The sequence below is a fragment of the Cobetia sp. PDI-12MA genome (assembly GCF_059507695.1).
The window spans coordinates 1,531,678-1,553,672 of sequence record NZ_CM183351.1 but is presented as its reverse complement, the minus strand read 5'-3'; the positions used below and the strand labels follow the sequence as shown (position 1 = coordinate 1,553,672).

General features: G+C 57.9%; 15 protein-coding genes and 3 pseudogenes. 10 read left to right on the top strand and 8 right to left on the bottom strand.

Annotated features, from left to right (window positions below; genetic code table 11):
• Positions 1 to 360 precede the first annotated feature (360 nt).
• From AC5WNI_RS06670 to AC5WNI_RS06660, 3 genes are all read right to left on the bottom strand, one after another.
• Complete coding sequence (locus tag AC5WNI_RS06670) at positions 361 to 1,485, bottom strand: alkene reductase (RefSeq protein WP_153635496.1); 1,125 nt, start codon at positions 1,483 to 1,485, stop codon at positions 361 to 363.
• Between the two features lie 64 nt (positions 1,486 to 1,549).
• The gene (locus tag AC5WNI_RS06665; protein ID WP_213115105.1) at positions 1,550 to 3,046 is read right to left on the bottom strand and encodes an aldehyde dehydrogenase family protein; all 1,497 of its coding nucleotides are present in this window, start codon (positions 3,044 to 3,046) and stop codon (positions 1,550 to 1,552) included.
• A 250-nt stretch (positions 3,047 to 3,296) separates the two neighbouring features.
• Positions 3,297 to 3,425, bottom strand: coding sequence for an integrase core domain-containing protein (locus tag AC5WNI_RS06660; RefSeq protein ID WP_153636822.1), 129 nt, complete (start codon positions 3,423 to 3,425; stop codon positions 3,297 to 3,299).
• A gap of 105 nt (positions 3,426 to 3,530) precedes the next feature.
• On the opposite strand from AC5WNI_RS06660, the gene AC5WNI_RS06655 reads away from it, so the two are divergent.
• The 8 genes and pseudogenes from AC5WNI_RS06655 (at position 3,531) to yejK (ending at position 11,589) form a co-directional block, all read left to right on the top strand.
• Positions 3,531 to 4,910 carry an IS1380 family transposase gene (locus AC5WNI_RS06655; protein WP_153635494.1) on the top strand — a complete coding sequence of 460 codons (1,380 nt, stop codon included), beginning with the start codon at positions 3,531 to 3,533 and terminating at the stop codon, positions 4,908 to 4,910.
• Positions 4,911 to 5,203: 293 nt separating this feature from the next.
• Positions 5,204 to 5,509 (top strand): ArsR/SmtB family transcription factor, encoded by a 306-nt coding sequence (locus AC5WNI_RS06650; RefSeq protein ID WP_153635493.1) that lies wholly within the window; start codon positions 5,204 to 5,206, stop codon positions 5,507 to 5,509.
• A gap of 225 nt (positions 5,510 to 5,734) precedes the next feature.
• Positions 5,735 to 6,086, top strand: a pseudogene (locus AC5WNI_RS06645) (transposase); the annotation flags it as partial.
• 122 nt (positions 6,087 to 6,208) lie between these two features.
• Positions 6,209 to 6,916, top strand: a pseudogene (locus AC5WNI_RS06640) (IS1380 family transposase); the annotation flags it as partial.
• Between the two features lie 59 nt (positions 6,917 to 6,975).
• Positions 6,976 to 8,111 (top strand): IS3 family transposase gene (locus AC5WNI_RS06635; RefSeq protein WP_156941212.1). Its coding sequence is split into 2 segments (ribosomal slippage): positions 6,976 to 7,249 and positions 7,249 to 8,111, totalling 1,137 coding nucleotides; the frame shifts between segments, so codons are not numbered across the junction.
• Between the two features lie 50 nt (positions 8,112 to 8,161).
• Positions 8,162 to 8,860: pseudogene (locus AC5WNI_RS06630) on the top strand (transposase); the annotation flags it as partial.
• Between the two features lie 317 nt (positions 8,861 to 9,177).
• Positions 9,178 to 10,352, top strand: a protein-coding gene (locus tag AC5WNI_RS06625; RefSeq protein WP_495929174.1) for an IS3 family transposase whose coding sequence is annotated in 2 segments (ribosomal slippage) — positions 9,178 to 9,433 and positions 9,433 to 10,352 — 1,176 coding nt in all. Because the reading frame shifts where the segments join, the coding sequence is not laid out codon by codon here.
• A 244-nt stretch (positions 10,353 to 10,596) separates the two neighbouring features.
• Positions 10,597 to 11,589, top strand: a complete 993-nt coding sequence (yejK, locus tag AC5WNI_RS06620; RefSeq protein ID WP_213115107.1) for a nucleoid-associated protein YejK — start codon at positions 10,597 to 10,599, stop codon at positions 11,587 to 11,589.
• A gap of 189 nt (positions 11,590 to 11,778) precedes the next feature.
• Here yejK and AC5WNI_RS06615 read toward each other — a convergent pair whose 3' ends face one another.
• Together AC5WNI_RS06615 and AC5WNI_RS06610 are read right to left on the bottom strand one after the other, a co-directional pair.
• Positions 11,779 to 13,113 (bottom strand): aspartate aminotransferase family protein, encoded by a 1,335-nt coding sequence (locus AC5WNI_RS06615; protein ID WP_495928955.1) that lies wholly within the window; start codon positions 13,111 to 13,113, stop codon positions 11,779 to 11,781.
• On the bottom strand, positions 13,113 to 14,237 hold the full coding sequence (locus AC5WNI_RS06610; RefSeq protein ID WP_495928953.1) for a phosphotransferase enzyme family protein: 1,125 nt from the start codon (positions 14,235 to 14,237) through the stop codon (positions 13,113 to 13,115). Before AC5WNI_RS06610 ends, AC5WNI_RS06615 begins: the two co-directional genes overlap by 1 nt.
• Before the next feature lie 225 nt (positions 14,238 to 14,462).
• On the opposite strand from AC5WNI_RS06610, the gene AC5WNI_RS06605 reads away from it, so the two are divergent.
• Positions 14,463 to 15,491, top strand: coding sequence for a helix-turn-helix domain-containing protein (locus AC5WNI_RS06605; RefSeq protein WP_495928952.1), 1,029 nt, complete (start codon positions 14,463 to 14,465; stop codon positions 15,489 to 15,491).
• Between the two features lie 240 nt (positions 15,492 to 15,731).
• Here AC5WNI_RS06605 and AC5WNI_RS06600 read toward each other — a convergent pair whose 3' ends face one another.
• Complete coding sequence (locus AC5WNI_RS06600; RefSeq protein WP_172978637.1) at positions 15,732 to 16,610, bottom strand: ABC transporter substrate-binding protein; 879 nt, start codon at positions 16,608 to 16,610, stop codon at positions 15,732 to 15,734.
• Between the two features lie 359 nt (positions 16,611 to 16,969).
• Here AC5WNI_RS06600 and AC5WNI_RS06595 point away from each other — a divergent pair, with 359 nt between their 5' ends.
• On the top strand, positions 16,970 to 18,997 hold the full coding sequence (locus AC5WNI_RS06595) for a TonB-dependent receptor domain-containing protein (RefSeq protein WP_153635488.1): 2,028 nt from the start codon (positions 16,970 to 16,972) through the stop codon (positions 18,995 to 18,997).
• A 399-nt stretch (positions 18,998 to 19,396) separates the two neighbouring features.
• Here the strand turns inward: AC5WNI_RS06595 and AC5WNI_RS06590 are convergent, their stop codons facing one another.
• Both AC5WNI_RS06590 and AC5WNI_RS06585 read right to left on the bottom strand, forming a co-directional pair.
• The gene (locus tag AC5WNI_RS06590) at positions 19,397 to 20,731 is read right to left on the bottom strand and encodes an aspartate aminotransferase family protein (protein ID WP_153635487.1); all 1,335 of its coding nucleotides are present in this window, start codon (positions 20,729 to 20,731) and stop codon (positions 19,397 to 19,399) included.
• The gene (locus AC5WNI_RS06585) at positions 20,731 to 21,789 is read right to left on the bottom strand and encodes a phosphotransferase enzyme family protein (RefSeq protein WP_495928951.1); all 1,059 of its coding nucleotides are present in this window, start codon (positions 21,787 to 21,789) and stop codon (positions 20,731 to 20,733) included. The genes AC5WNI_RS06590 and AC5WNI_RS06585 overlap by 1 nt, the downstream gene beginning before the upstream one ends.
• Positions 21,790 to 21,995: the final 206 nt, after the last annotated feature.

The window sequence follows — 21,995 nt, the reverse complement described above, 5'->3', positions numbered from 1 at the left end:
TTTCGATTCTGCGCGATTGAAGCGCTCAGAAAGGAACTTCTATCCCACTACTACTAACTGACGAATATACGGTCACCACGATGACTGGTGGTCACAGTTAATGCCTGAAAGTTAGATAGAAATGATGAAAAGTACGTCCTTCGCATAAAAATCAGGCTCTTGTGCCGCAAATGCTGCTGTTGAGGACCGATATCTGCGACAAAAACCTTTATATGACTCCGGAAGCGCTCTCATGAATAAGCCGGGATAAGGGATTGTACTTGGCTAATACATTGTCAGGCTCCTCTGACCTCAAGGTTTCCATTACGCACACGCAGCTCCACTGGCCGCGTCCGAAATGCGAACGCGACCAGTAATGCCTTATGGCCGGTAAGAGGGATAGTCGGTGTATCCCTTGTCAGTACCGCCATACATCGTCGCTGAGTCTACTGCGTTGAGCGGCCAGCCTTGGGCGATTCGCTCAGGCAGATCCGGGTTGGCAATGAAGGGACGACCGAACGCAATCAGATCTCCCCAGCCTGCCTTTACCACGCGCACACCGCGCTCCACGGTATATTTACCGGCATAAAGGACCTTGCCACTGAAGTTGACGCGTACGTCATTACGGAAAGTCTCAGGCAGCTCTGGTGCGTTGTCCCAATCGGCCTCGGCAATCGAGACATAGGCAATTCCGATCTGTTCGAGAACCCTGATGGCCTCGATATAGGTCTCATGGGGATCATCCTCCACCAGCCCCAGATAGACGCGATCTTCCACGGTGCTGGTGAACAGCGGAGCGAATCGCACCCCGAGCCGTTCCTTGCCGACCACATCAGCAACGGCCTGAACCACCTCGCGCAGGAAGCGCAGACGATTTTGCAGCGAGCCACCGTATTCATCGGTTCGCCGATTAGTATGCACGGAAATGAACTGGTTAATGAGGTAGCCGTTGGCGCAGTGGAGTTCGACACCATCGAAGCCTGCATCGAGTGCATTGCGGGCTGCCTGGGCGTAGAGCCGTACCAACTCCTTCACTTCGGCAGTTGTCAGCGCACGCGGCACCGACGGCTCCGAAAGTGCGCCCTGGTTCGGACCGGTTTCGACGAACACCTTGACGTTGTCGGCAACGATTGCTGAGGGCGCGACGGGTGCCGCACCGCCGGGTTGCAGCGAGTCGTGCGAAACCCGTCCCACATGCCAGAGCTGCGCAAATATAATGCTACCTTCAGCATGTACCGCTGCCGTGATTTTGCGCCAGCCTTCAACCTGTTCCGAGCTGTGAATACCGGGCGTCCAAGCATACCCTTGACCACGCGGCTCGATCTGCGCGCCCTCGGTGACCATAAAGCCCGCCCCTGCCCGCTGACGGTAGTAGGCAGCCATGAGTTCGTTCGGAATGTTGCCCGGCTGGGAACTGCGCGAGCGGGTCAGCGGCGGGAGCACGATCCGGTTTTTCAGAATGTAAGGCCCCAACTGCGTGCTTTCAAAAAGTATCTCTTTGCTCATATTGAAAATCCTAAATGCTTAAAAATTTCGATATTAGTGAAAAAAACTTGACTATGAATCGCACTCAAAACACACCGAACGGTGCTTCGTTCAAGCTGATGTAGATGTTCTTCTTCTCGCTGTACGCGTCCAATATGGACTTGTGAGTCTCGCGGCCGAGACCGGACTTCTTGTAGCCACCGAACGGGGCGTGGGCCGGAATATCATGATAGGTGTTAATCCACATACGGCCAGTTTCGATGGCTCGCGCCACACGGATTGCACGGTTGATGTCCTGGGTCCAGACTGCACCAGCCAAGCCATAGTCGGAAGCATTAGCCAGCGCCACCACTTCGGCCTCATCCTTAAACGACAGCACGGTAACGACCGGCCCAAATATCTCCTCTTGGGCGATGCGCATGTCGTTGCGCACATCAACGATGATCGTCGGCTTGATGAAGTAGCCAGCATCGTATTCACCGCCAGTCAGTCGCTCACCACCTGTGAGGATGCGAGCTCCTTCTTCCTTAGCCAGCTCGATGTAGCTCATGATGCGATCTGTATGGATTTGGCTGATTTGGGCACCCATCTGTGTCTTGAGGTCGAGCGGATTGCCAACGCGAACCTTTTCAAAGCGTTCCTTGAGCTCGCCGACGAAGCGCTCGTAGATCGTCTCGTGCACGAACAAGCGAGAACCAGACTCACATACTTCGCCTTGGTTCCACAGAATGCCAAGTGCAGCCGCTTCGATAGCCCGATCCCAATTGGCATCGGGGAATATGATGTTGGCCGACTTCCCGCCAAGCTCTAGTGTGGCCGGAACGATCCTCTTGGCTGCTGCTGCTGCCACGACTTCACCGATACGCGTTGAGCCGGTGAAGGCGAGCTTGGCGACCTGAGGGTGATCGAGAATCGCCTGCCCAACCTCTGTGCCCAGGCCAGTGACAATGTTGACCACGCCGGCAGGAAGCACCTTGGCGAAGATCTTTGCCATTTCCAAAATCGTGACCGGCGTCATCTCTGATGGTTTGATTACCACCGTGTTGCCCATGGCAATCGCCGGGGCAATCTTCCAAGCTGCCATCAATAGCGGGAAGTTCCAGGGGATGACTTGGCCGACCACGCCGAGTGGTTCGCTTAGCGTCAGACTCATCGTCTGGTGGTCAAGCATGGAAGCTTCGTCCGAATGGCTGCGTATCGCACCGGCAAAGTAGCGGAAATGGTCGATGGCCAACGACACATCTACTTGGGCCTCACGAACCGGCTTGCCGACATCTAGGCTCTCAAACGCCACGAAACACTCAGCATCGGCTTCGAGCAAATCAGCAATCTTCAGCAGCGCGTTGGCACGTTCGGCCGGAGAAGTCTTGCCCCAGGAGTTAAATGCGCGGGCCGCCGCTTGGACAGCACAATCCACGTCACCAACCGTGCCGCGCGGGATATTGGTCAGAAATGCACCGGTGGCCGGGTTGGTAGAGTCGATGGTCTCGACACTTTCACCGTCAAACCATTGATTGTCGATGAAATGACCATAGTGGCTGTCGGGCGCATGGCTTGAAGTGGTTTGGTTGGGCTTCAACACAATGAACTCCTTTGACTTGGTTAGCCTACAAACCCATCATAGCTAGATATCGAGATACGTCAATACTTAAATTTTATGATATGGGTAAAATATAGCATCCGCCTCTCCTTATGTATGAGAGTGTTGCTCGAGTCACGTAAGCTCTGTATCGAAGGCATCGGCCCTCAAGTGAAGTGGACCCTATCCTTTGGACCACCTGACAGGTCGTCTAAGCTCGGATCGAATCATTATCGGCGTCAGGCCGCCTAGGTCAGTGGTTGGAAGTTGCTTCATCAGGTATATCATCGTCCAGCCCTTGGTGGGGCCGCTCCGTGTTGTACCAAGCGAAGCAACGCTTCAGATCCCTTCGCAAGTGGACGCCATTCTCAAATGCCTTCAGCCCGGCTTATTCATGAGACCGACCTGAAAACGAAGATAACGGATGGTATTCTCTTGAAAAATCAGTGCTTTACGCAAAGAGTCTGACTCAAGAGTACTACTCGCCATGGGTGAAAGCCTATCCACCTGGACGCCTTCCAGCAACGGCTCCGTCCGTGTCGAGCTGAGCGGCCAGCGAACCACCAGCGACAGCGGCGCCCTGCTGCTACGTGAAGCCCTCGACAACAGCGGCGTGATCGAGGCGCTCGAAGACAACCTGGTCGATCGGCGCCACCCGCTCCGTATCCGCCACTCGCTGGCCAGTCAGCTGCGAACCCTGGTCCTGCAGCGCGCGATGGGCTGGATCGACCTCAGCGACACCGACACATTACGACGTGACCTACTCTGGCAGCTGGCCTGCAGCGATGCCCGCGGCATGACGCCACTGGCCCTTGACCGACCATCCCAAGCCACATTGTCGCGACTGCTGACCTGCCTCGGACGCAACGACAACATCGATGCCGTACACGAAGACCTGCTGCGACGGGTGGTCTGGCGTTTGACCTCGCTGAAGAACGGCGAGCGCCCCAAACAATTGACGCTCGATATCGACGGCCTGCCGATCGAGGTCCACGGTCACCAAGGCGGCTCGGCTTATCATGGTCTTTACGGGGCCCGCATTTATTCGCCGCTGATCGCCTCGCTGGCCGAAACCGGCGACATGGTGGGCGGCCTGCTACGCGAGGGCAACACCGGCCCGGCCGAGAACGCCGATACCTGGATCCCGCACCTGGTGAAGCGACTCAACGAGAGCACCGGCGCCAAGGTTCGGGTGCGTATCGATGCCGGGTTCACCGACAACGACACGCTGGAAGCGCTGGAAGACCGCGACATCGAGTACCTGGGTCGGCTACGGAGTCATAAGGGTCTGCAGAAACTGGCGTCCCCGCACCTGAAACGGCCACGAGGTCGACCCCCCGAGCAGCCTCGGGAATGGTGCCATGATCTCGAGTACCAGGCCGGTACCTGGCCTGAGCCACGTCGCGTGGTACTGGTAGTGCAGGAACGCCCCGACGACCTGCTGCTACATGCCTTCTTCCTGGTCACCAACCTCAACAAGTTCGACTGGCCGCCGGAGAAGATCCTGGCACTCTACCGCAAGCGCGGCAGCGCCGAGGCCCATATGGGTGAGGTGAAGTCGGCCCTCGACGTGCATCTCTCGTCGACGGATCGCGGCACCTCCACGATTCAGGACGTGATGGCTCGCAACGAGGTGAGCCTGCTACTCAACCTCTACGCCTACCAGGTTTTGCATGGTTTGCGGTGCCTGCTGGAGCGACAGACCCGGCAAGGCTGGAGTCTGAGCCGGATGCGCGAACAGGTGCTCAAGATCGCCGCTACGCTGTCACTGCATGCAAGACGCATCACCATTCACCTTGGTGCCGCCGCCGACAAGTGGTGGCCCACGTTGCTGAAGGGGCTGCCACGACTGACCGCGCTGAGTTGATACACGGCGAGACCGCCACAGTACCAAGAATAGAGCGACCGCAGAGGCGGCCGACGATCACGCCTGCGTTGACGGCTGAGACAGGTTTCTGAAAGTTATAAGAAGGCGAAAAAACAGCAGCATTTGGGCATATCTCACCGGGCATTCACGGCGTAGATGCCGATCCTGATGAGAGAAGTCGCCAGCCAGCCGCTTCAGACCGCTCGTTCCGAGTCCTCATGAATGAGGCGGGATCATCGTTCCCATAGTAGTTTAAATATTATAATATCGAAAGAAATCGTTTTGAGGTTGCTATGAGTATTGATATCCAAGAGGCACTGAAGGCTTTGAACAACCCCGCCCGATTAGCGATCTTGGCCAAGCTCAAAGACCCACGAAAACACTATCCGGAGCAAGAGGTCGACCCTGAAAAGGTTGGGGTTTGTGTGAGCATCATCCAAGAGAGTGCGGGGCTGTCACAGTCGACGATTTCACAGTACTTGGCGGTCTTGCAGCGGGCTAAACTGGTTACATCCCAACGCATCGGACCTTGGACCTATTACAAGCGTCACGAAGGGAATGTTGAAGAGTTGCTGAAGAGCCTGAAAACGTTAATCTGAACATTGGCCGTGCCATTGCTGTGTGCGTGGCGCGGTTTTTTCACGAATCTCTACGACAGCGCGGAAAAGTTATCGTCGAATCTGGTGGATAGCAGTCAGGCCGCATTCCTGCCTGACTGATCAGATACCTGCCCCCGTACTGAGGCTCGACGTTTCGACGACTAGGTTTTGTACGAAAAGTCATTTTTGCTAATGTGACCCATGCACATCCAGCATAGGTGCGGTATGGCAGGACGCTACGAAATTTCTGATAGCCAATGGCAGTTGCTCGAACACATTGTGTCACCGACTCAAGCGATGGGCAGGCCGAGGCAGGACGACAGACAGATGCTGAACGGCATTTTTTGGGGCTCTATGCTCTGGCGCCAAGTGGCGCGACCTTCTCGAACGTTATGGCCCTTGGAGCACTGTCTACGCCAGATTCCGCCAAGGGCGTGATGACGGTATCTTTGAGGAGGTCTTGTCGCGCCTTCAACTTCGGCTTCACGAAGATGGTCTGATGGATCTCGAGACCTGGATGATCGACTCAACAGCCGTTCGTGCAACACGCGCCTCCGCTGGTGGAGGCAAAAGGGGGATCTGAAGAACCTTTAACCCGGCTTATTCATGAGGCCGACCTGAAAACGAAGATAACGGATGGTATTCTCTTGAAAAATCAGTGTTTTACGCAAAGAGTCTGACTCAAGAGTACTACTCGCCATGGGTGAAAGCCTATCCACCTGGACGCCTTCCAGCAACGGCTCCGTCCGTGTCGAGCTGAGCGGCCAGCGAACCACCAGCGACAGCGGCGCCCTGCTGCTGCGTGAAGCCCTCGACAACAGCGGCGTGATCGAGGCGCTCGAAGACAACCTGGTCGATCGGCGCCACCCGCTCCGTATCCGCCACTCGCTGGCCAGTCAGCTGCGAACCCTGGTCCTGCAGCGCGCGATGGGCTGGATCGACCTCAGCGACACCGACACATTACGACGTGACCTACTCTGGCAGCTGGCCTGCAGCGATGCCCGCGGCATGACGCCACTGGCCCTTGACCGACCATCCCAAGCCACATTGTCGCGACTGCTGACCTGCCTCGGACGCAACGACAACATCGATGCCGTACACGAAGACCTGCTGCGACGGGTGGTCTGGCGTTTGACCTCGCTGAAGAACGGCGAGCGCCCCAAACAATTGACGCTCGATATCGACGGCCTGCCGATCGAGGTCCACGGTCACCAAGGCGGCTCGGCTTATCATGGTCTTTACGGGGCCCGCATTTATTCGCCGCTGATCGCCTCGCTGGCCGAAACCGGCGACATGGTGGGCGGCCTGCTACGCGAGGGCAACACCGGCCCGGCCGAGAACGCCGATACCTGGATCCCGCACCTGGTGAAGCGACTCAACGAGAGCACCGGCGCCAAGGTTGAAGTGGACCCCAGAATTCGGACCAGGCGCTAAGCTCTGATCATACCGACCAGGAGAGCTTGATCATGAGCAGGAAACGTCGACAGTACAGCAGTGAGTTCAAAGCCAAGGTAGCCCTTACTGCCCTCAAGGGGGAACAGACCACGTCAGAGATCGCAGCCCGCTTCGAGATCCACCCAACCATGGTGAGTCAGTGGAAGCGCGACCTGCTGGACAACGCCACCGGCGTCTTCGAGGGCAAAAGTTCCAGTAAAACCGCCCAGAAGACCCAGGAGGAGATCGATACGCTCTATCGCGAGATCGGCAAGCTGACGGTGGAACGGGATTTTTTGTCACGCAGGCTCGATCGTTGAGTCGGGCCCAGCGCCTGACAATGGTCGAGCCGCAAGCGCCCGGCATCAGCCTCCGACGTCAATGCCAGCTACTCGGTATCAGTCGCTCCTCGATGTACTATCAGCGCAAGGCGCTACGGGCCTATGATCTGGAGTTAATGCGTCTGATCGACGCGGAACATCTGCGCACACCGGTCTATGGCTCACGAAGGATGTCAGCCTATCTCAATCGCTTGGGCCACGCAGTGAGCCGCAAGCGCGTCCAGCGATTGATGCGCGGGATGGGACTACAGGCTATTTATCCGAAGCCATGCACTAGCCGGCCAGGTACAGGACATCGGATCTATCCTTACTTGCTGCGGGGGCGAGTCATCGACCGCCCCAATCAGGTATGGGCGACCGATATCACCTATATTCCTTTGGCGCGCGGGTTCATGTACCTGGTGGCCATCATGGACTGGCACAGCCGTCGCGTGTTGGCCTGGCGGGTCTCCAACACCCTGGATACGGACTTCTGTATCGATGCTTTGGAGGAAGCCTTGGCGTGTTATGGAAAGCCCGAGATATTCAATACAGATCAAGGCTGTCAGTTCACCAGCCAGTCGTTCACCGAAGTGCTGGAAGCCCATGATGTCCGGATCAGCATGGACGGCAAGGGATGCTATCAGGACAACATATTCGTGGAACGACTCTGGCGCAGTGTGAAGTATGAGTGCGTTTATCTGAAGGCTTTCGAGAGCGGCGCCCACTTGCGAGGGGATCTGAAGCGTTACTTCGCTTGGTACAACACAGAGCGGCCCCACCAAGGGCTAGACGATGCTACACCTGATGAAGTGTACTTCTCTCAACCACTGATCCAGGCGGCCTGACGCCGATGATGACCTGATCCGAGCTTAGACGACCCGTCAGGTGGTCCAAAGGATGGGGTCCACTTCAGGTTCGGGTGCGTATCGATGCCGGGTTCACCGACAACGACACGCTGGAAGCGCTGGAAGACCGCGACATCGAGTACCTGGGTCGGCTACGGAGTCATAAGGGTCTGCAGAAACTGGCGTCCCCGCACCTGAAACGGCCACGAGGTCGACCCCCCGAGCAGCCTCGGGAATGGTGCCATGATCTCGAGTACTAGGCCGGTACCTGGCCTGAGCCACGTCGCGTGGTACTGGTAGTGCAGGAACGCCCCGACGACCTGCTGCTACATGCCTTCTTCCTGGTCACCAACCTCAACAAGTTCGACTGGCCGCCGGAGAAGATCCTGGCACTCTACCGCAAGCGCGGCAGCGCCGAGGCCCATATGGGTGAGGTGAAGTCGGCCCTCGACGTGCATCTCTCGTCGACGGATCGCGGCACCTCCACGATTCAGGACGTGATGGCTCGCAACGAGGTGAGCCTGCTACTCAACCTCTACGCCTACCAGGTTTTGCATGGTTTGCGGTGCCTGCTGGAGCGACAGACCCGGCAAGGCTGGAGTCTGAGCCGGATGCGCGAACAGGTGCTCAAGATCGCCGCTACGCTGTCACTGCATGCAAGACGCATCACCATTCACCTTGGTGCCGCCGCCGACAAGTGGTGGCCCACGTTGCTGAAGGGGCTGCCACGACTGACCGCGCTGAGTTGATACACGGCGAGACCGCCACAGTACCAAGAATAGAGCGACCGCAGAGGCGGCCGACGATCACGCCTGCGTTGACGGCTGAGACAGATTCCTGAAAGTTATAATAAGGCGACAAAACAGCGGCATTTGGGCATATCTCACCGGGCTTTCATGGCGTAGATACCGATCCTGATGAGAGAAGTCGCCAGCCAGCCGCTTCAGACCGCTCGTTCCGAGTCCTCATGAATGAGGCGGGTTTAAGACATGCTGTAGTGGCACAGTGAATCTGGCCACCTGACTTTGAGTGTATGATGGCTCACAGAGACAATCAGGTGCAGATGATGACGAAGAAGAGAACGTTTAGCCCGGAATTTCGCTTGGAAGCGGCCCAGCTCGTGGTCGACCAGGGCTACACGCTGAAGGCGGCGTGTGAGGCCATGGGGGTTGGCAAATCCACCATGGAGTATTGGGTTCGCAGGCTTCGCGCTGAGCGGGCAGGCAAGGCGCCGCTGAAAGGTGAGGCTCTGACGCCGGAACAGCGTGAGATCCAGGAACTGAAGCGCAAGCTGCGGCGAGTGGAAGAAGAGAAGGCAATATTAAAAAAGGCTACCGCTCTCTTGATGTCGGACTCCCTGAGCAATTCTCGATAATCGAGCGACTTGAAGAGAGCTACGCGGTGCAGCACTTGTGTCAGGTGTTTGGGGTGCATCGCAGTAGCTACCGGGCTTGGCGTAGTCGGGATAGAAGACCTTGTGAGACTGAGCAGAAGCTGCTGGATCAGGTTGTCGAGGCGCATACCGTCAGTAACGGCTCTACCGGCGCTCGCAGCATTGCAAAAATGGTCACGCAGGCAGGAATACAGTTGAGTCGTTATCGGGCCAGCAGGCGGATGAAGCAGCTGGGGCTGATGAGTTCGCAGCCGCCGAGGCACGCCTACAAGAAGGCTGATCAGCCACACCTGGATATACCGAATGTTCTTGATCGGGAGTTCGATGTAAAGAAGCCCAATCAGGTATGGACCGGCGACATTACCTATATTTGGACAGGGGCACGCTGGGCTTATCTGGCAGTGGTCATCGACTTGTATGCTCGTAAACCCGTGGGGTGGGCATTGTCTCTATCGCCGAACACGGAGCTGGTAAAGAAAGCGCTGACCATGGCCTACGAATCGCGTGGAGAGCCACGGAATATCCTGTTTCATTCGGATCAGGGTTGCCAGTACACCAGCCGGGCATTCCGGCAGATGCTTTGGCGCTACCGAATGACGCTGAGTCTCAGTCGCCGTGGCAATTGCTGGGACAATGCCCCAACAGAGCGCTTCTTCAGAAGCCTGAAAACGGAATGGATACCAGAGATCGGCTATCCCGATGTCGCTGCGGCGAAGCGATCTGTCACTGATTATATGATCGGTTACTACAGCAGCCTCAGGCCGCACAAGCATAACGATGGGATACCGCCGAACTTGGCAGAAAAGAACTACTGGAATGCTCAAAGCTCGGTGGCCAAAAACACTTGACCACTACACGTAGCTTTTATGCGATGGTATGCGTAGCTTGCATACGGCGCTGTCTACGAGCCGAGTTTTCCTAAAGAACCTAGGGGCGGGCCGCTCATGCAAGCAGGCTCGCCCCTTGTCTTTGATCTCACAGCTCATCACCCGCTCGGCGCTCATGACAACCATGAGTGCCGCCTTCCCTACCACCGTGGAGTCGTGACGGGTATCATCCCCAGCCCATTCATCGCAGCCGAGGGAGGTTTCCATGCCGATCCTGCAGAGCATCATTCACCGTATCGACAAGGGCAATAGCGAGACGCCGGCCCAGCTGGTGCCTGCCGCCACCGCCCTGCCGGCATCCGATGCACTGGAGGATCTGGTGTCCGGGCTCAATGATGCCTACCACGGCAAGGCCAAGAACTGGGGCCGTTTCAATGAAGACGCGCCTGCCGCCTTCCCCTCCGAGCTGGCATCTTTCCTCGCAGGTGATACCGATTTCGCGAGCCTGACCCAGACGCTTGCCAGTCGACTCATGACGTTGATCGATGACAACCTCCCGACAGGCGGCCATCTGCTGGTGGTGGATCACCAACAGGGCGAGACGCGTCACCTGTTCATGGCGTTGCTGCACCATCGTGATGGCTTCGCGATCGACGAGTCCCTCGCGGTAACGCCCGCCCGACAGCTCAACATGACCCAGATGTCGCTGGCCGCACGACTGGATATCAGTCAGTGGCAAGGCAGCTCGACGTCTCACCCCTATCTGTCCTGGGCGCGCGATCGCGGACGCACCAAGCTCGCCGAAGCTTTCGCCGAGACGCTGGGCGCACAGGAGCAGCGGGATGCCGGCCAGGAAACCCGCACCCTGCTCAAGGCGTTCAGCGACTATGTCGAGAAGGAAGACATGGCCGAGGAAGCCAGCCGGCAGAAGACCGACACCCTGGTCGATTACGCCACCGATCAGGCCAAGCTCGGCGAGCCGATCACGCTGGACCAGCTGTCTGAGCTGATCGATGAAGAGCACCCGCAAGCCTTCTACGATCACATTCGCAACAGTGACTATGGGCTGTCACCGGAAATCCCGCCGGACAAGAAGACGCTCAACCAGTTCAAGCGTTTCACCGGGCGCGCCGCGGGTGTCTCGATCAGCTTTGACTCGCACCTGCTGGGCGACTCGGTGGAATACGATGAAGCGAGTGACCGTCTGATCATCAAGCAGGTGCCGACGGGCCTGCGTGATCAGCTCAAGCAGCGCTGACGTTCTTCCCTCCACTTCGCGCCAGACATGACAAGGCCCCACGGAATCCTCCAGTGGGGCCTTGTCGTCAGTGTCTCAAGCTATCGCACCCGGTCGAGGCTATATTTGCGCCCACCGTCTTGCACCTGCCTGTAGCGCCGCGCCACTCGGACACCAACTGACACCCGCTACCCTATCGTGTTGTCTGGCTCATTTCGCCGTTGCCTTCAGTGACTGCTCGAACCTGTCCAGAAAGAGGTCGGCTTCCGAACGCTCGATGCACAGTGGCGGACGGATCTTCAAGGTACTGCCGGACTTTCCGGCCCCGCCGATCAACACGCCATTGCGCTTGAGATCATTGATCAACGCCGTGGTGCGCTGGGCGTCTGGCGCGCCGTCACGCGTCGGGTCACAGAGATCCAGTCCCAGGAACAACCCGGCGCCTCGCACATCACTTACCTCCTCGAAACGTGCCTGAATATCCTGGAGCTGTCGCTTAAAGTACTCACCCTGACGCTCTGCATTGGCCATCAAGTCTTCTTCGGCGATCACGTCCAGCACCGCCGTGCCTGCCGCCACGGCCACAGGTGAGCCACCGAAGGTATTGAAGTAGCCTACATCGGCGTTCAGCACAGCCAGCAACTCTTCGCGTGCCGCGAGTCCGGACATCGGGAAGCCATTGCCCATCGGCTTGCCCATGGTCACCACATCCGGCGTCACGCCGTGACGCGAGAAGCCCCACATTCCCTGCCCCGTGCGCCCAAAGCCGGGCTGTACCTCATCGGAGATGAACAGGCCGCCCCGAGCCTGCAGGAGTTCGACCGCGGGCTTCAGGAAACCTGCAGGGTCTGCATAGATGCCATCGCTCGAGAAGATGGAGTCGACCAGCAGCGCCGCGCATCCATGGCCTCGCGCCTCCAACTGTTCGATGCCGAACCGCACCTGCTCGGCGAACCAGGCAGCCGGGTCTGCCTGCTCACTCATTCGGGAGATCGGCAGGATATGCACATGATCCGGCGGCGTGCCCTGCTTGTAGGAAGACGGTGAGACTTCCGTCACGGCGGCCGTATTGCCGTGGTAGGCCGCCTCGGTGACGATGATCCCCTGTCGCCCTGTCCAACCACGCGCCAGCCTCAGCGCCATGTCGTTGCTTTCACTGCCGGTACACATCATCACCAGTCGATTGAGCGCGCGCGGCAGCGTGTCCAGCAGGCGCTCGGCATAGCGATGGATGCCTTCGTGCAGATAGCGGTTGTGCACGTTGAGGGTCCCCATCTGCTCGGCGACCGCCTGGACCACGCGAAAATGACAGTGGCCGATCGATGGCACATTGTTGTAGACATCCAAGTAGCGCTTGCCCTGGTCATCGAACAACCAGACCCGCTCGCCCCGGACAATGTGCAACGGCTCCTCATAGAAGAGCATGGACGTCGGCCCGACCGTTTCCATCCGCTTGCGCACCAGGGCGCCGATTCGCGCACCTGCCTTGTCGATGTGCGCCAAGCTGAAGGCGTTCTGATCCAGAATCCCGCGTACCTTTTCCATCACGCCATCCTCACCTTGTCGTTGACTGTCTGATCTCGTACTTGTGGATCGATACCTGTCTGATCGCCCTTCGCTTGCCTGTCGTGTTCTTGTCCGCAAAGTGACTGCACGATACCTTGCTGGCCTTCTCGTGACCGGCCCCTTCGCTGCTCAACATAGCGCCGCGCCATGCCGGCCGTATCTCGGCTGAAACCCTCGCTCAGCATCTTGCCTTCCTTGCTCTCCTGATGCGTGGCCAACCAGGCGCATAACAGAATGCGACGCAGCATCACGAAGGTATCCAGCATGGCCTCATCTGCCGCCGAGAATTCGGCTACCGAACGATAGCCCTTGATCCAGGCGTCTCTGAGCTGCGGGACGCTCGGATCCGTCTCGTAGAAGCTGATCGCGGCGGCAAAGTCATAGGCATACCAGCAGAAGCCACAGTCATCGAAATCGATGATCGTCATGCTATCGCGCGATACCAGCAGATTGGTCAACCGCAGGTCGGCATGGACCAGCCCGAAACGTTCTGGTGCCGTGCCATAGAGCGCGATTTCCGACTTGAGATAGACAATGGCGTCATGGATGGTCGCGGCCTCGACAGCCGTCATCCCCGGAGCATTTCGCCAATCTCCCCACAGCCCGCGGGGCGAGATCATGCTTTCCAGGTCCCAGCGCTTGCGCATGAAGCCTTCCGGCGGCTGCCAGCGTCGACTGTGTTCATGCAGCGTGGCATTCACCGCGCCCAATCGTTCGAACCACTGCGGCAGGCCCTCGTCGATATCCGGCTCACGGCCGGCCACATGTTCGAAGGCCACCACGTGCAGAGACTGTCGGTCAGCCGAGATCGTCAGAACCGGGCTGCCGGTCGTGGTCATGACCGGCGCCGGCGTATTGACGTGCGCCGTCGTGCGCAGGGCATCGATCCAGTCCAGCTCGGACTCAATCTCCTCTCGGCAGTGATAGCCCGGCCGGTGAACCCGAATGATGATCCTGCGACCCGCCTCGGCATCCTCGGCGAGGAAGGTCAGGTTCTCGGACATGGTCAGCAACGAGATCCGTGATGTCTCGGGCATGCACCATGTCGTCAGGCAAGCGACCAACTCGTATCTTGTTTGATTTATCAGAGTTTCCGTATACATCTCATCACCTCGCTGACCTGAGAAAACCGGGAAGCTTGCGGTCTCGGTGTCACTCTCCACGCGTCGCCGAGGGCGAATTGCCAACCGCACAACTCACGACTCGGCCCGCGGCATGGATCTGTGCGCGAAAGTTGCATGACTCAGACTAACGACAGCGTGAGGTGGTGCGTTATCAGCATCCGGCAAAGCTGAAAATACCAACAAGAACAATGAGTTGATTGATCAATGCACGAAGATGTATCACGAACGGACGACAGTGATGCCACCTGGCAGCACGGGATTTTCGAGCATGCACCAGGCAAGTGCACACGGGAGGCATGGGACGTCAATGAACAGGCGCACAACCTGACCGACTGGTCGCAACACTATGATCAGTACGGTCAGGGCGCCTTCTATGGGCGTATCGATGAACTCCATCTGCCGGGAATGCAGGTATTCAAGGAATACACCAGCCAGGCACTGGACCAGCAATGTCATGTCTGGCCGGATTCACTGTGGATTGGTATTCCGAGCGAGCACCAGCCCTGTCGGATCAATGGCTACGCGCTTGAGGAAGGCGACATCATGTGTCAACCAGGCGGGCAGGATTTCGCGCTGACGACACCCGATAGCTTCGCGATCCACTCTCTCGTATTGCGCCGCGACTGGCTGCTCGAGATCGTGGGAGAGTCAGCTCTCACGCTGCTGGAAGGGGATCCGCAGCACTCGATGCGCCTCGGCATGCCGCAAGGGACTCGCCAAGCCGTCACCTTCCTGATGGACCGTCTGATCAAACGTCAGAAAACAGGGTTCGAGGTTCAAGTCCATCAGGACATTCTGTCGCTGGCTGTCTCCGCCATTCTGGAGGAAAAAACTCCCCTGACCGACCGCTACCCGAGCTACCACCACCGACGACAGGTAGTGGAGCGGGTACGATCACATGTGAACAGCACGGAACCTGCACCGGTCTGTATCAAAAGCCTTTGCCGTATCGCTCATGTCAGTCAGCGGACGCTTCGAAACAGCTTCACCAGCATTCTCGGCATCAGCCCCATGCAATTCATCCGCCTCAACCGACTCAATCAGGTACGACGCCGGCTGTGTGACCCTCAGTCAACAAGCACGGTCGGTCAGGTCGCCAGCGACTGGGGGTTTTATCATCTGGGCCAGTTCGCCCGGGATTATCGTCACCTCTTTGGTGAGAGCCCCTCGAGCACCCTGGCGCGCCATCGACGCAAGGCTCCAGCACCCGAAATTCACTTTGCCGTGAGATAGCCCCCCACCATCTGAACTGACGATACTGGGCCACACTTCTCTCACCCTGCCTCAGGAAGGTATCCGTCTAATCCTCATGCAGGTACGCCTGACCTACATGATTGACTCAAGCAACGCCGAGCCACCGACCAGTCTCAGAAAAAAGCTGTCAACAACGCCTGAACACACGAAGGCCAGACAAGATGCCTGGCCTTCGTGTGACAGAAAAGTGTGTGGCAGCAGGCTGTCTGCACCTTGGCCTTACAGCCCTCCGAGAATCTCATCCATCTGGGCGCGCACACTCTGCAAGCCATTGCCGGAGAGATACCAAAGTCCCGGGGATAGCACAGTGACACCAATATCCGCACCGCCAGCATCGGCCAGCGCGGCTTTAAGCGCGTCAGTATCCATCGGGGACTGGCCAATGGCAGCACTGCGATCAACCACATACAGAGTATCCGGCGCCATCTCGGCAATATTCGCTGGCGTCAGCGGATAGAAAGTACGCTCACCACGGCTGACCGGCTCCACGGAGTTCGGCAGCGCCGGCTGATCGATCTGCAGCAGCTCAGTGACGATCGGCTCCTGGCGCAGAACATAACGACCGTCGTTATGGATCACGACCAACGCGTCAAGATTTTCCGCCAGCCCTTCACGCGCCGTCGCAATATCCGACTCGAGCGCTGCCAGCTTCTCACGTGCCTTCTCTTCAGCATGATACGGGGACGCCAAGCTCAGTACCTTGCTGCTCAGTGCCTCGAAGTAGTTGCCTTCTTCGAGAGTGACATCACGCGTCTCCGCCACAGCCTTGAGTGCCTCAAGTGATCCAGATTGACGACCGGTGACCAGAATCAGGTCCGGCTCCAATCCCGCGATCGCCTCGACATCAGGCTCCTTGAGCCCGCCGATATCTGCCCGACCTTTGACCAGGTGTGACACATAGGCGGGCGCAGACTGATGTGGTACCCCGACGAGGTGCTCGGCTAATCCCAGCTCATCCAGCGTATCGGCAGCGCCCCAGTCCAAACTCACGACGGAAGGGCCATGCTCTCCCCCGCCGACTTCGTGTGCCTGGGCACTAATAGGTAAAGCAGCCAACAACAGAGTAGAAACAGACAAGGTGAGCCCAGCGACGTTCATCGACATTCCTTTTGTTGAATAATAATTAATATCATTTGTGTTTGCGATCCTAGCACGGCTATTTCCTCAAAATCATGCAACTGTGCGTTGCACAACCCGCAATTTACGAACGACTCCATGCCACCACTGAGGGTTGCGCAGAACGCAACTCTGACAACAAAGAAACACACCTAAACTAAAAAATACGAATGTTTATCATTTGTTTTCTTAAATACGAAAAAAAAGATCGACACTGATGCGATGACGTCTGTCGTATTCCTTACCCGAAGTCGACGTCAACAGAGCACTCAGTGGCCCACAACCCTAAAAAACCTCGTGGCTCAATAACGACATAATCGCGACCTCAAGGATCCAGGAACATGACAGTCCCCGCACTCCCCTTTGCTCGATCGGCCTTGGCTATCGGTATCGCCGCCGCTTGCCTACCTGCTGGCGTACAGGCTGACGAATCCAGCCAGTTGGAACCTGTGGTGGTGACAGCTTCCGGCTACGAGCAGGTGATCTCGGATGCCCCTGCCAGTATCTCGGTCATTACCGGCGAGCAGCTAAACAAGCAGTCGTACACGGACATCACAGATGCCATGGATAATGTGCCTGGCGTCTATGTTACGGGGGGCGGGAATTCTCAGGACATCAGTATTCGAGGGATGGACAACAGCTACACGCTTTACATGATCGATGGCCGCCCGCTCTCGGCTGGCCGCTCCGTGAATACCAATGGCAATGATGAAGGCAAGCAGATTGGTCTCCCCCCGATCTCGATGATCGAACGAGTGGAAGTGATTCGCGGACCGATGTCATCGCTGTACGGCTCACAAGCCATGGGCGGCGTCATCAACATCATCACCAAGAAGGTGGCGGATGATTGGTCAGGGTCTGTCACGACAGAATATACCCACTCGCTCAACGACATCAGCAATGACGGTCAGCAGCTGAGTTTCTATACCAGCGGGCCGCTCATCGAAGGCCTGCTCGGCCTCAAGGTCCATGGCAACTGGACCGGCTATGAAGAAAGCGATTACCAGGGCGGTAGCGACAATGCCGAAAGCATGCCCGATAGCGACACACGTCAAGGAGGTGCCGAGTTCACGCTGACGCCAGATGAGGACAATGCGTTCACGCTCGGCTATACCGCTTCCAAAAAAGAATACACTCACAATGCTGGCGTCAGCATCGCGGATGATTCCGAAACCAGTCGTTATCGCTACGATAAGGACGTCTATACCCTTGGCCACAAGGGAAGTTACGGCAGCTTCCTCACGGACACCTATCTACAGCACGATATCTCGGAGAACGTGCTGGACTCCGATGATGAGAAACGCGAAGAAGTCACCACGCTCAACAACCAGACCACGTACTTCTGGGGCGACCATATGCTGACCTTCGGCGGTCAGTACAAATTCGAGCAGCTGACCGATGAGACCAATGGTTTGCTGGATTCGAATGTCCCGGGGGCCGTCGATAACGTCGATCGCTGGATCGCGGCGCTATTCGTCGAGATGGAATGGAGTCTGACCGAGGACCTCAACGTCACCACCGGCTTGCGCTACGACGATGACGAGCTATTTGGCGGACATCTCTCGCCGCGCGTCTATGCCAATTACCACCTTGACCCGCAATGGACACTCAAGGGCGGGGTTTCCACGGGCTATAGTCAGCCGAGCCTATCCGCTGCGACAGAGGGCTTTGGACGTCGAACCGGTCGGGGTAGCGCTGTCATCATCGGTAACGAGGAGCTGGATCCGGAAACCAGTACCAACTACGAGCTGGGCACCGTCTTCCAGAACCAGTCTGGCACGCTCAGCGCCGGCGCCACCCTGTTCTACACCCAGTTCAAGGACAAGATCTCCGAAGACCGCCTCTGCCAGGGCCCGGATGAAGGTTTCTCCGATCCCGCCTTCCGCGAGTGCAGCTATGCCGGCACTGATTACTATTTCGTCAGCACCTACCGCAACATCGACGAAGCTGTCATGCAGGGCATCGAGCTGTCACTGGACTATGCCATCACGCCAAGCGTGAACCTTAGCTCCAGCTACACCTACACCGACTCCGAGCAGAAAAGTGGTGAATTCAAGGGCGAGCCCTTGAACAAGATCCCGGAACATATGCTCAACGTGGCGCTGGACTGGCAAGCCACTCACGACCTCAACCTGTGGGCACAGGGGAACTACCGTGGCGAAACCAGTGATTACCTGTCACGTACCAGCATGAGTGAAGGCACGCCGAGCTATACCTTCTTCGATGTGGGTGTCGTCTATGCCTTGAACGAGAGCGCCCGCGTCAAGGCTGGCCTCTACAACATCGCTGACAAGGAAGTCACCAATGACACCTACGGCGTGGTGCTGGATGGCCGCCGGTTGAACCTTGGGCTGACCATGGACTTCTGATCCTCGACCAGATCCACTCATGCTTACGCAACAAGGGGAGCCGAGGCTCCCCTTGTTGCATTGCAGCTCATGGTTTCAAAACAAGACGTCAGTCATGGGGGCCGGTGTCTTCATCAGCAGCTTCCATCAGATCCACGAGACTCGCTGCCACTTTCCTCCAGCAACCACTCGCGAAAGGCTTGCACCTTGGCAAGCGTTGCCCCCCCAGGCCGATGAATCACGTAATAGGCCAAGGAACACGCGCATATCACCTCATCGAAAAGTCTCACCAGACGCCTTCAAGCAATTACATCGTGAGCCATTACCACACGAGCCAGTGCAATACCCTGCTTAACAATTGCAACCTGCCGCTCCGAAGCGGAGTTATTCACCGATGATCCATGACGTATTGCGAGTGGGTTACCTGGCAGTCGTTCTCAAGGATTGCTCGAACCTGTCCAGGAAGAGGTCGGCTTCCGAGCGCTCAATGCACAGTGGCGGGCGGATCTTCAAGGTACTGCCGGACTTGCCGGCCCCGCCGATCAACACGCCATTGCGCTTGAGGTCGTTGATCAACGCCGTGGTGCGCTGGGCGTCCGGCGCTCCGTCACGCGTCGGGTCACAGAGATCCAATCCCAGGAACAGCCCGGCGCCTCGTACATCGCTCACCTCCTCGAAACGTGCCTGAATATCTTGGAGCTGTCGCTTGAAGTACTCGCCTTGACGTGTGGCATTGGCCATCAGGTCTTCCTCGTCGATCACGTCCAGCACCGCCGTGCCCGCCGCCACGGCGACCGGTGATCCGCCGAAGGTATTGAAGTAGCCCACATCGGTATTCAGGACCGCCAGCAACTCCTCGCGTGCCGCCAGCCCGGACATCGGGAAGCCGTTGCCCATCGGTTTGCCCATGGTCACCACATCCGGCGTCACGCCGTGGCGCGAGAAGCCCCACATCCCCTGCCCCGTGCGCCCGAAGCCGGGCTGGACCTCATCGGAGATGAACAGGCCGCCCCGGGCCTGCAGGAGTTCGACCGCGGGCTTCAGGAAACCGGCGGGGTCTGCATAGATGCCATCGCTCGAGAAGATGGAGTCGACCAGCAGTGCCGCACATCCATGGCCCCTCGCCTCCAGCTGTTCGATGCCGAACCGCACCTGCTCGGCGAACCAGGCGGCCGGGTCTGCCTGCTCACTCATCCGGGAGATCGGCAGGATATGCACGTGATCCGGCGGCGTTCCCTGCTTGTAGGAGGATGGTGAGACTTCCGTCACGGCGGCCGTGTTGCCGTGATAGGCCGCCTCGGTGACGATGATCCCCTGCCGGCCCGTCCAGCCACGCGCCAGCCTCAGCGCCATGTCGTTGCTTTCACTGCCGGTACACATCATCACCAGTCGATTGAGCGTGCGCGGCAGCGTGTCCAGCAGGCGCTCGGCATAGCGATGGATGCCTTCGTGCAGATAGCGGTTGTGCACGTTGAGGGTCCCCATCTGTTCGGCGACCGCCTGGACCACGCGAGGATGGCAGTGGCCGATGGACGGCACATTGTTGTAGACATCCAGGTAGCGCTTACCTTGATCATCGAACAACCAGACCCGCTCCCCTCGTACGATGTGCAGCGGCTCCTCATAGAAGAGCATGGACGTCGGCCCTACCGTTTCCAGCCGCTTGCGTACCAGTGCGCCGATTCGCGCATCTGCCTTGTCGATGTGCGCCATGCTGAAGGCGTTCTGATCCAGAATCCCGCGTACCTTTTCCATCACGCCATCCTCACCTTGTCATTGATTGCCCGATCTGTACCTGTCCAATCTGTACTCGTCCGATCAACATCCGCCTGATCGTCGTGTTCTTGCATGCCCGGTGTCTGCACGACACCTTGCTGGCCCTCTCGTGACTGGCCCCCTCGTTGCTGAACATAGCGCCGCGCCATGATGGCCGTATCCCGGCTGAAACCATCACTCAGTGTCTTGCCTTCCTTGCTCTCCTGATGCGTGGCCAGCCAGGCACACAGCAGAATGCGACGCAGCATGATGAAGGTATCCAGCATTGCTTCATCTGCCGCAGGGAATTCGGCCACCGAACGATATCCCTTGATCCAGGCGTCTCTGAGCTGCGGGATGCACGAATCCGTCTCGTGGAAGCTGATCGCCGCAGCGAAGTCATAGGCATACCAGCAGAAGCCGCAGTCATCGAAGTCGATGATCGCCATGCTGTCCTGTGACACCAGCAGGTTGGTCAAGCGCAGGTCGGCATGGACCAGACCGAACTGCTGTGGCGCCGTGCCATACAAGGCAATCTCCGACTTGAGATAAGGGATGGCAGCATTGATGGCCTGGGCCTCTTCCACCGTCATGCCCGGCGCATTTCGCCAATCGCCCCACAGCCCACGGGGCGAGATCATGCTTTCCAGATCCCAACGCTTGCGCACGAAGCCTTCAGGGGGCTGCCAGCGACGACTGTGTTCGTGCAGCGTGGCAGTCATCGCGCCCAGCCGTTCAAACCACTGCGGCAAGTCATCGCCGATATCCGGCTCACTGCCGACCACATGCTCGAAGGCCACAACATACAAGGATCGCCCGCCGGCGGAGATACTCAGCACAGGGCTGCCTGTCGTGGTCATGACCGGGGCCGGCGTATTGATCCGTGCCATCGTGCGCAGGTCATCAATCCAAGCCAACTCGGACTCGATCTCCTCCCGGCAGTGATACTCCGGGCGGTGTACCCGAATGATGATTCTGCGTCCTGCCTCGTCATCCTCGGCCAGAAAGGTCGCGTTCTCTGACATGGTCAGCAGCGAGATCCGCGATGTTTCCGCCATGTGCCATTTTTCCAGGCAAGTGACCAACTCGTGTCTTGTTTGATTTATCAGAGTTTCCGTATACATCTCACCACCTCGCTGACATGGGAAGACCGGGGATCTTGCGGTCTCGGTGTCACACTTCGTCTGCGTTCAGAAGCCAGTGGCCAATCTCACGACCCACGATCTGGCTCACGGCATAACTCTGTGCGCGAAAGTTGCATGAC

Coding starts and splice junctions, on each gene's coding strand:
- AC5WNI_RS06670 (WP_153635496.1), bottom strand. CDS start 1,485: ATGAGCAAAGAGATACTTTTTGAAAGCACGCAGTTGGGGCCTTACATT.
- AC5WNI_RS06655 (WP_153635494.1), top strand. CDS start 3,531: ATGGGTGAAAGCCTATCCACCTGGACGCCTTCCAGCAACGGCTCCGTC.
- AC5WNI_RS06650 (WP_153635493.1), top strand. CDS start 5,204: ATGAGTATTGATATCCAAGAGGCACTGAAGGCTTTGAACAACCCCGCC.
- yejK (WP_213115107.1), top strand. CDS start 10,597: ATGCCGATCCTGCAGAGCATCATTCACCGTATCGACAAGGGCAATAGC.
- AC5WNI_RS06615 (WP_495928955.1), bottom strand. CDS start 13,113: ATGGAAAAGGTACGCGGGATTCTGGATCAGAACGCCTTCAGCTTGGCG.
- AC5WNI_RS06610 (WP_495928953.1), bottom strand. CDS start 14,237: ATGTATACGGAAACTCTGATAAATCAAACAAGATACGAGTTGGTCGCT.
- AC5WNI_RS06605 (WP_495928952.1), top strand. CDS start 14,463: ATGCACGAAGATGTATCACGAACGGACGACAGTGATGCCACCTGGCAG.
- AC5WNI_RS06600 (WP_172978637.1), bottom strand. CDS start 16,610: ATGAACGTCGCTGGGCTCACCTTGTCTGTTTCTACTCTGTTGTTGGCT.
- AC5WNI_RS06595 (WP_153635488.1), top strand. CDS start 16,970: ATGACAGTCCCCGCACTCCCCTTTGCTCGATCGGCCTTGGCTATCGGT.
- AC5WNI_RS06590 (WP_153635487.1), bottom strand. CDS start 20,731: ATGGAAAAGGTACGCGGGATTCTGGATCAGAACGCCTTCAGCATGGCG.
- AC5WNI_RS06585 (WP_495928951.1), bottom strand. CDS start 21,789: ATGGCGGAAACATCGCGGATCTCGCTGCTGACCATGTCAGAGAACGCG.